The sequence below is a fragment of the Escherichia sp. WS33 genome, assembly GCF_046486385.1.
GTDB lineage: Bacteria > Pseudomonadota > Gammaproteobacteria > Enterobacterales > Enterobacteriaceae > ECMA0423.
In genome coordinates this window covers 129,357-144,990 of the sequence record NZ_JBJQLJ010000009.1, presented here as the reverse complement: position 1 = coordinate 144,990, position 15,634 = coordinate 129,357, and the positions used below count along the sequence as shown (strand labels likewise).

The 15,634-nt window shown below is 52.2% G+C and carries 16 protein-coding genes; 8 read left to right on the top strand and 8 right to left on the bottom strand.

From position 1 onward, the window contains the following. Window positions 1-22 precede the first annotated feature (22 nt). Window positions 23-565 (bottom strand): YfaZ family outer membrane protein, encoded by a 543-nt coding sequence (locus ACJHXA_RS10300; RefSeq protein WP_000717009.1) that lies wholly within the window; start codon window positions 563-565, stop codon window positions 23-25. Between the two features lie 278 nt (window positions 566-843). Here ACJHXA_RS10300 and nudI point away from each other — a divergent pair, with 278 nt between their 5' ends. Continuing rightward, window positions 844-1,269, top strand: a complete 426-nt coding sequence (gene nudI, locus ACJHXA_RS10295) for a nucleoside triphosphatase NudI (RefSeq protein ID WP_001249889.1) — start codon at window positions 844-846, stop codon at window positions 1,267-1,269. A gap of 38 nt (window positions 1,270-1,307) precedes the next feature. Here the strand turns inward: nudI and ais are convergent, their stop codons facing one another. Continuing rightward, window positions 1,308-1,910 carry a lipopolysaccharide core heptose(II)-phosphate phosphatase Ais gene (ais, locus tag ACJHXA_RS10290; protein ID WP_001297077.1) on the bottom strand — a complete coding sequence of 201 codons (603 nt, stop codon included), beginning with the start codon at window positions 1,908-1,910 and terminating at the stop codon, window positions 1,308-1,310. Window positions 1,911-2,217: 307 nt separating this feature from the next. On the opposite strand from ais, the gene arnB reads away from it, so the two are divergent. The 7 genes from arnB to arnF are packed head-to-tail and all read left to right on the top strand — an operon-like array spanning window position 2,218 to window position 9,568. Beyond that, a complete protein-coding gene (gene arnB, locus ACJHXA_RS10285; protein WP_001342601.1) occupies window positions 2,218-3,357 on the top strand; it encodes a UDP-4-amino-4-deoxy-L-arabinose aminotransferase in 1,140 nt (379 codons plus the stop codon). Between the two features lie 3 nt (window positions 3,358-3,360). Continuing rightward, on the top strand, window positions 3,361-4,329 hold the full coding sequence (gene arnC / locus ACJHXA_RS10280) for an undecaprenyl-phosphate 4-deoxy-4-formamido-L-arabinose transferase (protein ID WP_283512303.1): 969 nt from the start codon (window positions 3,361-3,363) through the stop codon (window positions 4,327-4,329). After that, window positions 4,329-6,311, top strand: a complete 1,983-nt coding sequence (gene arnA, locus ACJHXA_RS10275; protein WP_283512302.1) for a bifunctional UDP-4-amino-4-deoxy-L-arabinose formyltransferase/UDP-glucuronic acid oxidase ArnA — start codon at window positions 4,329-4,331, stop codon at window positions 6,309-6,311. Before arnC ends, arnA begins: the two co-directional genes overlap by 1 nt. After that, the gene (gene arnD / locus ACJHXA_RS10270; protein WP_000169738.1) at window positions 6,308-7,198 is read left to right on the top strand and encodes a 4-deoxy-4-formamido-L-arabinose-phosphoundecaprenol deformylase; all 891 of its coding nucleotides are present in this window, start codon (window positions 6,308-6,310) and stop codon (window positions 7,196-7,198) included. Before arnA ends, arnD begins: the two co-directional genes overlap by 4 nt. Then, complete coding sequence (arnT, locus tag ACJHXA_RS10265) at window positions 7,198-8,850, top strand: lipid IV(A) 4-amino-4-deoxy-L-arabinosyltransferase (protein WP_000844046.1); 1,653 nt, start codon at window positions 7,198-7,200, stop codon at window positions 8,848-8,850. Before arnD ends, arnT begins: the two co-directional genes overlap by 1 nt. Continuing rightward, window positions 8,847-9,182 carry a 4-amino-4-deoxy-L-arabinose-phosphoundecaprenol flippase subunit ArnE gene (gene arnE / locus ACJHXA_RS10260; RefSeq protein WP_000638031.1) on the top strand — a complete coding sequence of 112 codons (336 nt, stop codon included), beginning with the start codon at window positions 8,847-8,849 and terminating at the stop codon, window positions 9,180-9,182. The genes arnT and arnE overlap by 4 nt, the downstream gene beginning before the upstream one ends. Beyond that, window positions 9,182-9,568, top strand: a complete 387-nt coding sequence (gene arnF, locus ACJHXA_RS10255; protein WP_000523005.1) for a 4-amino-4-deoxy-L-arabinose-phosphoundecaprenol flippase subunit ArnF — start codon at window positions 9,182-9,184, stop codon at window positions 9,566-9,568. The genes arnE and arnF overlap by 1 nt, the downstream gene beginning before the upstream one ends. Here arnF and pmrD read toward each other — a convergent pair. The 6 genes from pmrD to menD all read right to left on the bottom strand — a co-directional run bounded on the left by pmrD (window position 9,562) and on the right by menD (window position 15,549). Then, window positions 9,562-9,828 (bottom strand): signal transduction protein PmrD, encoded by a 267-nt coding sequence (pmrD, locus tag ACJHXA_RS10250; protein WP_001297080.1) that lies wholly within the window; start codon window positions 9,826-9,828, stop codon window positions 9,562-9,564. The two genes, arnF and pmrD, sit on opposite strands and share 7 nt — an antisense overlap. A 109-nt stretch (window positions 9,829-9,937) precedes the next feature. Further along, window positions 9,938-11,293 (bottom strand): o-succinylbenzoate--CoA ligase, encoded by a 1,356-nt coding sequence (gene menE / locus ACJHXA_RS10245; RefSeq protein WP_000577556.1) that lies wholly within the window; start codon window positions 11,291-11,293, stop codon window positions 9,938-9,940. After that, a complete protein-coding gene (menC, locus tag ACJHXA_RS10240; protein ID WP_001255609.1) occupies window positions 11,290-12,252 on the bottom strand; it encodes an o-succinylbenzoate synthase in 963 nt (320 codons plus the stop codon). Before menC ends, menE begins: the two co-directional genes overlap by 4 nt. Next, entirely contained in the window at window positions 12,252-13,109 is an 858-nt protein-coding gene (gene menB, locus ACJHXA_RS10235) for a 1,4-dihydroxy-2-naphthoyl-CoA synthase (RefSeq protein WP_000639996.1), read from the bottom strand. The genes menC and menB overlap by 1 nt, the downstream gene beginning before the upstream one ends. Before the next feature lie 14 nt (window positions 13,110-13,123). Further along, a complete protein-coding gene (gene menH / locus ACJHXA_RS10230; RefSeq protein WP_000600496.1) occupies window positions 13,124-13,882 on the bottom strand; it encodes a 2-succinyl-6-hydroxy-2,4-cyclohexadiene-1-carboxylate synthase in 759 nt (252 codons plus the stop codon). After that, a complete protein-coding gene (gene menD, locus ACJHXA_RS10225) occupies window positions 13,879-15,549 on the bottom strand; it encodes a 2-succinyl-5-enolpyruvyl-6-hydroxy-3-cyclohexene-1-carboxylic-acid synthase (RefSeq protein ID WP_001297082.1) in 1,671 nt (556 codons plus the stop codon). The genes menH and menD overlap by 4 nt, the downstream gene beginning before the upstream one ends. Between the last annotated feature and the right edge of the window lie 85 nt (window positions 15,550-15,634).

Below are 15,634 nucleotides of genomic sequence, written 5' to 3'. Positions count from 1 at the left end.
CAGAATGCCGCGCCGGAAGGGATCAGAAACTGGCGTTAACCCCAACATACGGGCCGTCAGCCACGGCGTTGTCGCGGTTACCGTCTTTACCCGACAGATTCAGGTAGCGATAACCCGCCTCAATACTGACTGGACGCATAATGGTGTAACGCGCGCCAGCATTCGCTTCCTCATAACTTTGAATACCGCTGGAGAGCGAATCCGGAGAGTAGTAATACTCGCCAAACAAACGGAAGCTGTTGCCAATTTTCCACTGCAAACCACCTCCTACCGCTGCGGCATAACCTTCATCGCCGTAATTCGGGTTGGTGTAAACGCCTTTTCCGCCAACGGTCGCCATTAACGGCCCGAGAGGCAGATTCAACCCCAGCCCCACGCCCGCGACGTCACCGTCGTCGTCGTTATGTGTCCAGTTACCGCTTAAAGCCAGGCCCGTCGATTCAGTCCCAAAACCGACACCAATATTGGTGTATTCTTTACCCGCCTGGCCGCTGATGCTCATTGCATTGACCGATGCAGAAACCAACAGCATTCCGGCCAGACCTGCTAGCGCAATTTTTTTCATTATCCCCTTTCCCACAAGCAATTAATCAAAATTCCCAAAGCTGCGGGATTGTACTGCCTGGCACAGAGGATTCAATGAGCGAAAAAAGGGATCTAGTCACTTATTGTAACTAAATACTTCTTAAATAATTAAACGCCGAAAAAATAAACACACTTTACCGATACACACAAAAATAATAATAAGTGCAGTTATCATTGCAAAAGAGATTACTGTCACTTTCACATATTTCTGAGTTACCGTATTCTCATGGTTTCTTTTTATTTATAAGGAATACCCCTATGCGACAACGGACTATTGTATGCCCTTTGATTCAAAATGATGGTGCTTATTTGCTGTGTAAAATGGCCGACGATCGCGGCGTTTTCCCCGGTCAATGGGCGCTTTCGGGTGGCGGCGTGGAGTCTGGCGAACGAATTGAAGAGGCACTACGCCGCGAAATTCGCGAAGAACTGGGAGAACAGCTGCTTTTGACAGAAATCACGCCGTGGACCTTCAGCGATGATATTCGCACCAAGACGTATGCAGATGGTCGCAAGGAAGAGATTTATATGATTTACCTGATTTTTGACTGCGTTTCTGCCAACCGAGAAGTGAAAATAAACGAAGAGTTTCAGGACTACGCGTGGGTAAAACCTGAAGATCTGGTGCATTATGATTTAAATGTTGCCACCCGAAAAACGTTACGTTTGAAAGGTCTTCTTTAACAATGATGACAGCCATCACTGGCTGTCAGATTGAAAATTTAGTGGTTAACGAATTCCCCATCCAGATAAACTTTGCCTTTTTCCACATGCATGACTAAACCATCCAGATAATCAGGTTTAAATGTCGCATCACGCTTATTTTTAGCAATATATGTCAGGCAATGATTATGGGTGAAAATAACGATATTTTTATCAGGCGCTTTGCTTTGTAAGTCCTTAATTGCACTATAAATCTCATTACCGCACTGAAGAAGTCGTTTATCTACCGTCAGCTTTTTACCCGCGGAAAACCAGGTCGCCGACTGAATGGTCCGGACGGTATTACTGGAATAAAGATCGAAATCAGGGATGTCAGCGCTAAAAGCGTTGCCCAGTTCACGGGCATCCTGGGTACCTTTAACCGTAATACCTGTTTTATCTGACAAGCATTGATTGGTTGAACGATCGCAACGTTCAGCATGGCGAAACAAAACGACAACCGGGTGCTGCTGTGCCAGTCTGGCCAATGTTTTATTGTCGATACGTGGCAAACCATTGCTACTCCAGGCGGCATGAGTACCCAGTCCGGCAATTGCAGCGAGCGCCAGTAAAATGATGAAATATTTTTTTGACTTCAATGATGAGCGGCAAAAAGCTAACACGTAAACTCCACCTATAGACAAGCGCAACCAGACAATTACCGTAAAATTGAGCGACATTTCTGGCGATAATTAGCAGTTGGTGTAATATTAAAAATCCTACGATGTCGGCAAAATGCCTCAAAATTTTGCCAAATGCAAAGCCTAAATAAGAAAAAATATAAAAATTTCAATATTTACGTCTAATATTAGTTTCTTAAGGTTAAGTTAATATTCTATCCTTAAAATTTCGCTCCAAATGGCAAAATATACACAACACTCTTTATAGCAAATATAAGTGGACAGGTATTCAATGGCGGAAGGAAAAGCAATGTCAGAATTTTTGCCTTTTTCGCGACCAGCAATGGGCGTGGAGGAACTCGCTGCAGTTAAAGAGGTTCTCGAATCCGGTTGGCTCACAACCGGTCCGAAGAATCAGGCGCTTGAGCAAGCCTTTTGCCAGTTGACGGGAAATCAGCATGCCATCGCGGTCAGTTCAGCCACCGCCGGAATGCATATCACGCTAATGGCGTTGGAAATTGGCAAGGGCGATGAAGTGATTACGCCTTCCCTGACCTGGGTTTCAACCCTCAATATGATTTCCTTGTTGGGTGCAACGCCGGTAATGGTGGATGTCGACCGCGATACGCTGATGGTCACGCCTGAAGCGATCGAGTCAGCCATAACGCCACGCACTAAAGCCATCATTCCGGTGCATTATGCCGGTGCGCCAGCAGATATTGACGCCATTCGCGCCATTGGCGAACGTTACGGCATCGCAGTTATCGAAGATGCTGCCCATGCCGTCGGTACGTATTACAAAGGGCGACATATTGGCGCAAAAGGTACCGCTATTTTTTCATTTCATGCCATTAAAAATATTACCTGTGCGGAAGGTGGCCTGATTGTAACTGATAATGAAAACCTTGCCCGCCAGCTACGGATGCTGAAATTTCACGGTCTGGGTGTCGATGCCTATGACAGACAAACCTGGGGCCGTGCACCGCAGGCTGAAGTCTTAACACCGGGCTATAAGTACAATCTGACCGATATTAACGCCGCAATTGCCCTGACACAGTTAGCAAAATTAGAGCACCTCAACACCCGTCGGCGCGAAATTGCCCAGCAATATCAGCAAGCACTGGCAGCTCTCCCCTTTCAGCCATTAAGCCTTCCCGCCTGGCCGCACGTTCACGCCTGGCATCTGTTTATTATTCGTGTCGATGAACAACGTTGTGGTATCAGTCGCGATGCGTTGATGGAAGCGTTAAAAGAACGAGGCATTGGTACCGGGTTACATTTCCGCGCCGCTCACACACAAAAATATTATCGCGAGCGTTTTCCCACGCTGTCGTTACCGAATACCGAATGGAATAGCGAACGCATCTGTTCTTTGCCGCTGTTCCCGGATATGACTACCGCCGATGCCGACCGTGTCATCACAGCCCTTCAGCAACTCGCAGGACAATAAGCCATGTTTGAAATCCACCCTGTTAAGAAAGTCTCGGTGGTTATTCCCGTTTATAACGAGCAGGAAAGCTTACCGGAATTAATCAGGCGCACCACCACAGCCTGTGAATCGTTGGGGAAAGAGTATGAGATCCTGCTGATTGATGACGGCAGTAGCGATAATTCCGCGCATATGCTGGTCGAAGCCTCACAAGCGGAGAACAGCCATATTGTGACTATTTTGCTTAACCGCAATTACGGGCAACATTCAGCGATTATGGCGGGATTCAGTCACGTTACCGGCGACTTAATTATTACCCTTGATGCCGATCTCCAGAATCCGCCAGAAGAAATCCCCCGCCTGGTGGCAAAAGCCGATGAAGGTTACGACGTGGTAGGGACTGTACGCCAGAACCGCCAGGACAGCTGGTTTCGTAAAACAGCTTCGAAGATGATTAACCGGCTTATTCAGCGCACCACCGGCAAAGCGATGGGTGACTACGGTTGTATGCTGCGCGCCTATCGCCGTCATATTGTCGATGCGATGTTGCACTGCCATGAACGTAGCACCTTTATCCCGATTCTGGCGAATATCTTCGCCCGCCGTGCCATTGAAATTCCAGTACATCATTCCGAGCGTGAGTTTGGTGAATCCAAATACAGTTTTATGCGCCTGATTAATTTGATGTACGACCTGGTGACCTGCCTTACCACAACGCCGCTACGTATGCTGAGTCTGCTCGGCAGCATTATTGCGATTGGAGGTTTTAGCATTGCGGTGCTGCTGGTGATTTTACGCCTGACCTTCGGACCACAATGGGCGGCAGAAGGCGTCTTTATGCTATTTGCCGTGCTGTTTACTTTTATTGGCGCTCAGTTTATCGGCATGGGATTACTCGGTGAATATATCGGCAGGATCTACACCGATGTCCGCGCCCGCCCCCGCTATTTTGTTCAGCAAGTTATCCGTCCATCCAGCAAGGAAAATGAATAATGAAAACCGTCGTTTTTGCCTACCACGATATGGGATGCCTCGGTATTGAAGCTCTGCTGGCTGCCGGTTACGAAATTAGCGCCATTTTTACCCATACCGATAATCCCGGTGAAAAAGCCTTTTATGGTTCGGTGGCTCGTCTGGCAGCGGAAAGAGGCATTCCGGTTTATGCGCCGGATGACGTTAATCATCCGCTGTGGGTGGAACGCATTGCCCAACTGTCGCCAGATGTGATTTTCTCTTTTTATTATCGCCATCTTATTTGCGACGAAATTTTGCAGCTCGCTCCCGCAGGTGCATTTAATCTGCATGGTTCGCTGTTACCAAAATATCGTGGTCGCGCGCCGCTGAACTGGGTGCTGGTCAACGGTGAAACGGAAACTGGCGTTACATTGCACCGAATGGTGAAACGTGCCGATGCCGGGGCCATTGTGGCGCAACTGCGCATTGCCATTGCGCCAGACGATATCGCTATTACGCTGCATCATAAATTGTGCCATGCCGCGCGCCAGCTACTGGAACAGACATTACCCGCCATTAAACACGGTAATATTCTGGAAATCGCCCAGCGCGAAAACGAAGCCACCTGTTTTGGTCGCAGAACGCCGGATGACAGTTTCCTTGAATGGCATAAACCGGCATCCGTACTGCACAACATGGTACGTGCCGTTGCCGATCCGTGGCCGGGTGCCTTCAGCTATGTTGGCAATCAGAAATTCACCGTCTGGTCGTCGCGTGTTCATCCTCATGCCAGCAAAGCACAGCCGGGGAGCGTGATTTCTGTTGCGCCACTGCTGATTGCCTGTGGCGATGGCGCGCTGGAAATCGTCACCGGACAGGCGGGCGACGGCATTACTATGCAGGGCTCGCAATTAGCGCAGACGCTGGGCCTGGTGCAAGGTTCACGCTTGAATAGCCAGCCTGCCTGCACCGCCCGACGCCGTACCCGGGTACTCATCCTCGGGGTGAATGGCTTTATTGGCAACCATCTGACAGAACGCCTGCTGCGCGAAGATCATTATGAAGTTTACGGTCTGGATATTGGCAGCGATGCGATAAGCCGTTTTCTGAATCATCCGCATTTTCACTTTGTTGAAGGCGATATCAGTATTCATTCCGAATGGATTGAGTATCATGTCAAAAAATGTGATGTCGTCTTGCCGCTGGTGGCGATAGCCACGCCGATTGAATATACCCGCAACCCGCTGCGCGTATTTGAACTCGATTTTGAAGAGAATCTGCGCATTATCCGCTACTGCGTGAAGTACCGTAAGCGAATCATCTTCCCGTCAACTTCAGAAGTTTATGGGATGTGTAGCGATAAATACTTCGATGAGGACCATTCTAATTTAATCGTCGGCCCGGTGAATAAACCACGCTGGATTTATTCGGTATCAAAACAATTACTTGATCGGGTGATCTGGGCCTATGGCGAAAAAGAGGGTTTACAGTTCACCCTCTTCCGCCCGTTTAACTGGATGGGACCGCGACTGGATAACCTTAATGCGGCACGAATCGGCAGCTCCCGCGCTATTACGCAACTCATTCTCAATCTGGTAGAAGGTTCACCGATTAAGCTGATTGATGGCGGAAAACAAAAACGCTGCTTTACTGATATTCGCGATGGTATCGAGGCGTTATACCGCATTATCGAAAATGCGGGAAATCGCTGCGACGGTGAAATTATCAACATTGGCAATCCTGAGAACGAAGCGAGCATTGAGGAACTGGGCGAGATGCTGCTGGCGAGCTTCGAAAAACATCCGCTGCGCCATCATTTCCTACCGTTTGCGGGCTTTCGCGTTGTCGAAAGTAGCAGCTACTACGGCAAAGGATATCAGGACGTAGAGCATCGTAAACCGAGCATCCGCAATGCCCACCGCTGCCTGGACTGGGAGCCGAAAATTGATATGCAGGAAACCATCGACGAAACGCTGGATTTCTTCCTGCGCACCGTTGATCTTACGGATAAACCATCATGACCAAAGTAGGCTTACGCATTGATGTCGATACCTTTCGTGGCACCCGTGAAGGCGTGCCGCGTCTGCTGGAAATCTTGAGTAAGCATAATATTCAGGCCAGCATTTTTTTCAGCGTCGGCCCGGACAATATGGGCCGCCATCTCTGGCGACTGGTGAAGCCACAGTTTTTGTGGAAGATGCTGCGCTCAAATGCGGCATCGCTTTATGGCTGGGATATTTTACTGGCAGGTACGGCCTGGCCAGGTAAAGAGATTGGTCATGCCAATGCCGATATCATTCGTGAAGCGGCTAAACATCACGAAGTCGGCCTGCACGCCTGGGATCACCATGCCTGGCAAGCCCGTAGCAGTAACTGGGATCGGCAAACAATGATCGACGATATTGCACGCGGTCTTCGCACTCTGGAAGAGATTATCGGTCAACCGGTAACCTGTTCTGCCGCTGCGGGCTGGCGTGCCGACCAGAAGGTGATCGAAGCAAAAGAAGCGTTCCATTTGCGCTACAACAGCGATTGTCGTGGGGCCATGCCGTTCCGTCCATTGCTCGAATCAGGAAACCCTGGCACTGCGCAAATTCCGGTGACCTTACCCACCTGGGATGAAGTGATTGGTCGGGATGTGAAAGCAGAAGATTTTAACGGTTGGTTACTCAACCGCATCCTGCGAGATAAAGGCACGCCGGTTTATACCATTCATGCAGAAGTTGAAGGCTGCGCTTATCAGCATAATTTTGTGGATCTCCTCAAACGCGCAGCTCAGGAAGGCGTGACATTTTGCCCTTTAAGCGAACTGTTATCAGAGACGTTGCCGCTCGGACAAGTTGTTCGCGGAAATATTGCCGGACGTGAAGGCTGGCTGGGTTGCCAACAAATTGCGGGTAGTCGCTGATGAAATCGGTACGTTACCTTATCGGCCTCTTCGCGTTTATTGCCTGCTATTACCTGTTACCGATCAGCACGCGTCTGCTCTGGCAACCCGATGAAACGCGTTATGCGGAAATCAGTCGAGAAATGCTGGCATCCGGCGACTGGATTGTGCCCCATCTGTTAGGGCTACGTTATTTCGAAAAACCCATTGCCGGATACTGGATTAACAGCATTGGGCAATGGCTATTTGGCGCGAATAACTTTGGTGTGCGGGCAGGCGTTATCTTTGCGACCCTGTTAACTGCCGCGCTGGTGACCTGGTTTACTCTGCGCTTATGGCGCGATAAACGTCTGGCTCTACTCGCCACAGTAATTTATCTCTCATTGTTTATTGTCTATGCCATCGGCACTTATGCCGTGCTCGATCCGTTTATTGCATTCTGGCTGGTGGCGGGAATGTGCAGCTTCTGGCTGGCAATGCAGGCACAGACGTGGAAAGGCAAAAGCGCAGGATTTTTACTGCTGGGAATCACCTGCGGCATGGGGGTGATGACCAAAGGTTTTCTCGCCCTTGCCGTGCCGGTATTAAGCGTGCTGCCATGGGTAGCGACGCAAAAACGCTGGAAAGATCTCTTTATTTACGGCTGGCTGGCGGTTATCAGTTGCGTACTGACGGTTCTCCCTTGGGGACTGGCGATAGCGCAGCGGGAGCCTGACTTCTGGCACTATTTTTTCTGGGTTGAGCATATTCAACGCTTTGCACTGGATGATGCCCAACATAGAGCTCCGTTCTGGTACTACGTGCCGGTCATCATTGCCGGTAGCCTGCCGTGGCTGGGATTACTCCCCGGTGCACTGTACACAGGCTGGAAAAACCGCAAGCATTCCGCAACCGTCTATTTGTTGAGCTGGACGATAATGCCGCTGCTGTTTTTCTCCGTCGCTAAAGGTAAATTGCCCACCTATATTCTTTCCTGCTTTGCATCTCTGGCAATGCTGATGGCGCATTACGCTTTGCTGGCAGCAAAAAATAATCCTCTGGCGCTGCGGATTAATGGCTGGATTAACATCGCTTTTGGCGTCACTGGCATTATTGCCACATTTGTGGTCTCCCCGTGGGGACCAATGAACACGCCGGTGTGGCAAACCTTCGAGAGCTATAAAGTCTTTTGTGCCTGGTCGATTTTTTCGCTATGGGCATTTTTCGGCTGGTACACCTTAACAAACGTCGAAAAGACCTGGCCTTTTGCCGCGCTTTGCCCGCTGGGGCTGGCGTTGCTGGTAGGATTTTCAATTCCTGACAGAGTTATGGAAGGAAAACATCCGCAATTTTTTGTCGAGATGACACAAGAATCACTTCAGCCAAGCCGCTATATTCTTACTGATAGCGTCGGTGTTGCCGCAGGTCTGGCATGGAGCCTGCAACGCGATGACATCATCATGTATCGCCAGACAGGTGAGTTGAAATACGGCCTTAATTATCCGGATGCGAAAGGGAGATTTGTCAGCGGTGATGAGTTCGCAAACTGGCTTAATCAACATCGTCAGGAGGGGATTATTACTCTCGTGCTTTCGGTTGACCGCGATGAAGATATCAACAGTCTCGCCATTCCGCCCGCAGATGCCATCGATCGTCAGGAGCGTCTGGTGCTGATTCAGTATCGTCCCAAATGATCTGGCTAACATTAGTCTTTGCCAGCTTGCTTAGCGTTGCCGGGCAGTTGTGTCAGAAACAGGCAACCTGCTTTGTGGCGATAAACAAACGGCGCAAACATATCGTGCTGTGGCTGGGACTGGCGCTGGCTTGTCTTGGTCTTGCCATGGTGCTCTGGCTGCTGGTCTTGCAGAACGTACCGGTAGGCATTGCCTACCCGATGTTAAGTCTGAATTTTGTCTGGGTGACGCTGGCTGCAGTAAAACTGTGGCACGAACCGGTATCGCCGCGTCACTGGTGTGGGGTGGCGTTCATTATTGGTGGCATTGTGATCCTCGGGAGTACGGTGTAATGGGCCTGATATGGGGATTATTCAGCGTCATTATTGCCTCAGTTGCGCAATTAAGCCTGGGTTTTGCGGCAAGTCATCTGCCGCCGATGACGCACTTATGGGATTTTATCGCGGCTCTGTTAGCTTTTGGCCTGGATGCCCGGATACTGTTACTCGGGCTGCTGGGTTATCTGCTTTCCGTTTTTTGTTGGTATAAAACGCTACATAAACTTGCGCTAAGCAAAGCCTATGCCTTGCTCAGTATGAGTTATGTGCTGGTATGGATTGCTTCAATGGTACTTCCCGGCTGGGAAGGGACTTTTTCGCTGAAAGCACTACTGGGAGTAGCCTGTATTATGAGCGGGTTGATGCTGATTTTCCTGCCCACGACAAAACAACGTTACTGAGTTTTCCCTGCCGCTGTACACTGCCGTTCCCACTCATCGGGGCTATAACTGCTTGCCGAGAGGACTTTCACCGTATGCAGCTTTTCACGATTAATACAATAAAGCGCATTCTGCAAAGGCGAGAGTAAATCCCCCACTTTCACGGCGAAGTCACTCTTCACTTCGGCGATCATTTTTATCGCGCCGCCAGCATCGCAGAGCATAAGTACATGTCTGTTATCTTGTTTATTGCAGCACGATTTTTTGACCAGCCATTCCATTGCATTATCCTGTTTGCTAAGAGTTTTCACATCAATTTACAGATTAACAGATAAACTCTTTATCAACGGCAATGGAATGGCAGAAATGAGAAGTGAAACGGAGGGTTAATTATTGCTGACGTTGCACCCACTCTTTTAGCGCCTGACGTGAAATTTTAATACCGCCGTTTTTCAGCTCCGGCGGTAAAGTCAGCCAGCGCACCGGTTGTTGAAAACGAGCCAGCTTATCTTTCACCCATTCGCCAAGATCAACGGTTTGCTGGTCATACTCCACCACCGCTACCGGCCGATGACCAAACTCCTTGTCGGCAACGGGAACGATAAACACCTGCAAAACCGCAGGATGTGCAGCAATAACACGCTCGACTTCTTCCGGCTGAATACCCTCACCGCCACTGAAGAACAGATTGTCTAAACGTCCGACAATGGTCAGCTTGCCATTATGCATCTCACCGCGATCGCGCGTAGCGTACCAGCCTTCGTCATTAACCAGTGAAACCAGTTGCCCGTTACGCCAGTAACCTTCTGCCATACTGGCAGCCCGCAGCCACACTTCATTATTAACGATTTTCACTTCCCGACCCGGCAGCGGCGAACCAACGTCTGCCAGGCCGTCGGCTTCTTTCGCACACACCGTGGAGGCAAACTCGGTCAGACCATAGCCGCAAAAGCAACGAATCCCCTGCTCGCGCGCCTGTTCCGTCAACTCGACCGGGATAGCCGCGCCGCCAAGTAACACCGCTTTCAGGGAAACGGAACTGCGGTTAACCAGCAAACGCCAGAGTTGTGTTGGCACCAGTGAAGCGTGAGTACAGCCTGCCAGCATTTGCTCCAATGGCTGTTTATCACGCACCGTCATCCGCGCACCAGCGTATAACCAGCGCCACATAATTCCCTGACCGGAGACGTGAAACAGCGGTAAAGAGAGCAACCAGTCATCGTGATCGCCAAACGGAATCAACGATAACACCCCTTCGGCACTGGCAAGATGGGCCTGATAAGTATGGACAGCGGCTTTCGGCAACCCGGTAGAACCCGAGGTCAACGTCATTGAGCACAGACGCGTCGGCTGCCACGTAGCGGCATGTGCGCCTTCAACCCGCTGAATGTGCAGCGACGTTAACGCCGGAAACGTGTTTTCCCCATCCGGCACCAGCGCAAATTGCAGCGTCAGATTGGGCAGCAATTCTTCAAGCAACGGTTGCGGCAGCTGAGGGTTCACGGGCAACACCCGCGCCCCGCATTGCAGTAACGCCAGCCAGGCGAGCAGCGTTTGCGGCGTATTCCACGCCCGCAACATCACGCCGCTGCCCTCAACAACGCCCTGCGCCGCAAAGCCTGAGGCTAATTCATCGACGCGAGCACAAAGCTCGCGCCAGTTAAGTTGCTCGTCATTAAGACGTAAGGCGATGGCTTCTCCCCGCACTTGCCGCCAGTGACGCCACGGCCAGTCAGAGAAGATCATAACAACCGCTCCAGTGCATCAACTTCCACGACAGGCAGCGTGCTACCCGGCCAGCGACGTACCTGCTGCGCCTGCATCAGATCCAGCGTGTCCAGCCCTGGAATGGTGTCCGGCGTTAACCAGGCGGCAATCCGCGCCAGTTGCGTTAAGCCTAAGCTCGATTCAATGGAAGAACTGATCACCGCCGTCAGCCCCAGCGCGTGCGCCGCCTGTACCTGCTCGCGTACTTTCTCCAGACTGCCCGTGAGCGTGGGTTTGATAACTACCGCGCGCACGCCCTCTTCAGCCACAAAGGCAAAATCCGGCTCGCGCAGGCTTTCATCCCAGGCAATGGCAATGCCGGTTTCACGGGCAAACGCTCGCGAATCATCGCGGGTTTTGCACGGCTCTTCGAGAAACGCGATGCGGTGGCGATAATCCGGGTTAACATATTTGGCAAACTGCTGGCCTTTCAGCGGTGTCCAGGCGCGATTTGCGTCAAGACGCAAATGCAGATCCGGAATTGCCTCCAGCAACAGATTAACCACCATGCCGTCGCGCACGGCTTCGTACAATCCCACTTTGACCTTCGCCACTTTCTCGCCTGGCATATCAGCAAGTTTGAGGATCAGATCGTCAGGATCGCCATTACACAGTGGTGCCGCACGGTAATTGGCCGCCTGCGGGAGCGTATCTGCCAGCTCCGCCAATGCACAGCTTACGCCAAAGGCAACGGAAGGCATCTGCGGTAGCTCGCAATCGCCTGCCAGCCAGTTATTTACCCAGGCAAGCAGCACGCTTTGCGCCTCTTCCCAGGTTTCCTGGCTGAAGCCCGGCAGTGGGGAGATCTCCCCCCACCCTTCGCGCTCGCCCTCACGCAGGCAAACGTACAGCCCGTCGCGGGTTTTTAACCGCCTGTCGCGCAGAACCACCCCCGCGTCCATGGGGATCTGCCAGCGGTATACCTGCGCGCTACGCATTACGGATTCCGTTTAAATTTGCTGAAATCAGGCTGACGTTTCTGGTTGAAAGCGTTGCGACCTTCCTGACCTTCTTCCGTCATGTAGAACAGCATGGTGGCGTTGCCCGCCAGCTCCTGCAGCCCCGCCTGCCCGTCACAGTCGGCGTTCAGCGCAGCTTTCAGGCAGCGCAGCGCCATCGGGCTGTTTTGCAGCATTTCGCGGCACCAACGGACGGTTTCTTTTTCCAGATCCGCCAGCGGTACCACGGTGTTGACAAGGCCCATATCCAGCGCCTGTTTTGCGTCGTACTGACGGCACAGGAACCAGATTTCTCGCGCTTTTTTCTGCCCGACGATACGAGCCATGTAGGAAGCGCCCCAGCCGCCGTCGAAGGAACCGACTTTCGGGCCAGTCTGACCGAAGATGGCATTATCTGCTGCGATAGTCAGGTCGCACATCATGTGCAGAACGTGACCACCGCCGATGGAGTAGCCAGCCACCATCGCGACAACCGGTTTCGGACAGGTACGGATCTGACGCTGGAAGTCCAGCACGTTCAAGTGATGTACGCCGGAATCATCTTTATAGCCGCCGTAATCACCACGCACTTTCTGGTCACCACCGGAGCAGAACGCTTTATCGCCTGCGCCAGTCAGAATGATCACGCCGATATTGTCGTCATAACGCGCATCTGCCAGTGCCTGGATCATCTCTTTTACCGTCAGAGGACGGAAGGCATTGCGCACCTGCGGACGATTAATGGTGATTTTTGCGATACCGTCGGTGGATTTTTCATAACGAATGTCCTCGAAACCTTCGGAGCAGTCGTGCCATTCAACCGGTGCGTAAAGCATTGCTTCATCAGGATAAATCATATTGTGTCCTTTAGTCAGAAACGCAAGATCTGCGCCAGACTTGCGATAACGCCAGCGGGATTTTCCCGATGCGCGTTATGTCCGGCGCGAGGAATGACATGGCAGTCGGCAGCCAGTTCCGCCGCCAGGGCGCGGAATTTGCTGTCACGTTCACCACATAAATAATAAAACGCAAATGTGCGGGCGCTAAGGTTAGCACGTAAATCAGGCTGGACGGCGAGAGAAGTCGCCTCCAGCATGGCGGCAAGGGTTGCGCCATTATTGTTGCTGCGCAGCGCCACCAGCTCCCGGCGTTGATCGTCATTGAGCGAGGCAAAAACAGGCTGTTGATACCAGTCGGCAAATACCGCCGTTAACGGTTCTGTGCGAAAACGCTGCGCCCATTGGCGATCGGAACGCTGACGTTCCGCACGTTGTTCAGCATTTTGCAGCCCCGGATGCCCGCCTTCGACAATAACCCCACAAAGCCCCGCCAGCCCCTGGCAAGCCGCCATCATCGCCACCCGTCCGCCAAGCGAGTACCCCACCAGCCAAAAGTCAAGGATGTTGTAACTAACCAAGGTTTTACGCAGTAAGTCGGTGACATCATCAAATCCATCGACGCTAATCGCCGCCGAACCACCATGACCTGGGAGATCAACATACAACCGTGAGTAGTCGGCAAACGCCTCGCCCACTTCTTGCCATTCGTGGCAATCGCCGGAAAAACCGTGCAAAAACACCAGCCAGGGTAAACCTGGTTTTCCGTGTTTTGCCTGCGCGTGCAGGATCATAAATGGCTTACCTGCGCCAGAAGTTGCTGGAGCGTTTGCGCACCATCGGTGTCGTTAACCACCATTTCAATCACCGTGGTGGTTGGCGTGCGCCAGGCGTCGGCAAATGCCGTTTCAAGTTCCTGCCAGTTTTGCGGACGATGATATTTCAGCTCGAACATCGCGGCGGCGTGCTCAAAATGGACGTTTTGCGGCATCAGATAGAAACGCTCACGCTCGCTTTGCGGCGTTGGCAACAGCGAGAAAATTTGCCCGCCGTTGTTGTTCACCACAATTAATACCAGCGGCGCAGAAACCTGACGCAATAACGCCAGCGCGTTGAGATCGTAAAGTGCGGAGAGATCGCCCACAATCGCCAGCGTCGGTTTGCCGCTTGCCCGCTGAACGCCTGCGGCGGTCGAAAGCAGTCCGTCGATACCGCTGGCCCCTCGGTTGCTGTACACCGGGTAACCTGCCGGAAGTTGCGAAAGCGCATCAATCAGACGTACCACCAGGCTGTTACCAACAAACAATTGCCCCTGTTCAGGCAGATAGTCGCAGATGCGATGCGCCAGTTGCGCTTCGCCAAACGCATCACGGCGGGCAATAACCGCCTGCATTGCCTGTTCCGCCAGGCGCGGGATTTCAACGCACCAGGGCTGGCGTTTTTCTGCCGGATGCAGCTCCAGCCAGTCGGCAATATTGGCAATTAAGCGACGTCCGCGATGGTGTGCCGGATCAAGTCGCCCTTCAATGTCATCAACAATCCAGTACTCTTCTGGTTCACAGCTTGCCTGCCATTGCAGGAGCCGTTTGCCCGTCAGGCTGCTTCCCAGTTGCACCACAATTTGCGCCTGCTGCAGCTCGCTGGTCGCTTTGGCATTGCCTAACCAAAGATCGGCACACGGCAGCGGCTGCCCGGTTTGTGACAGCACATCGCCAATCAGCGGCCAGCCAAGAGTTTGCGCCCACAGGGCAACTTTTTTGCCCTCTTCCGCACTCATGCGCCCGGCAACCACCACGCCGCGCTTTTGTCGCCAGAAGAACCAGTCGCGCTGTTTTTCACTTTCCAGACGAGGCGCTTCACGCAGCCACGGTTTGTCGTCCTGCCACCAGTCACCCAGACGCTGTTGCCAGCTAAGCCCGGTATCGTCCATTTCGCCATACAGCGGTTCAGCAAACGGGCAGTTGATATGGACTCCCCCCGCATGAAGCGTACCGAGAGCGTGGTCGATGGTAGAAACCAGCCAACGTGCGGGGATATCCCGGGTCGGGCGCGGCAATGAAATACTGTGCGTGGGGTGAGAGGCGAACATTCCCGGCTGGCGAATTGCCTGATTCGCGCCGCAGTCAATTAGCTCCGGCGGGCGATCGGCGGTTAACAGGATCAGTTTTTCTCCGGTTAACCCAGCTTCAATCAGTGCCGGATAGAGATTTGCTACCGCCGTGCCGGAGGTCACAATCACCGCCACCGGCTGCTTGCTGACTTTCGCCAGCCCCAGCGCCAGATGTCCCAGTCCACGCTCATCGAAATGGGTGTGGTGAATGAATGTGGAATTCTCCGCCGCCGCTAACGTTAACGGTGTAGAACGCGAGCCAGGGGCGATACAGATGTGTCTGACGCCGTGACGCGTTAATGCTTCCAGAATGACCGCCGCCCAGCGTCGGTTAAATGCGCTTACTGACATGAGTTTGTCCGGTATCAATATTGCGGCTAAGTATAAGGAGCTACAAAAATAGATTATTGATATGAATCGGTAATGATGCGACTCA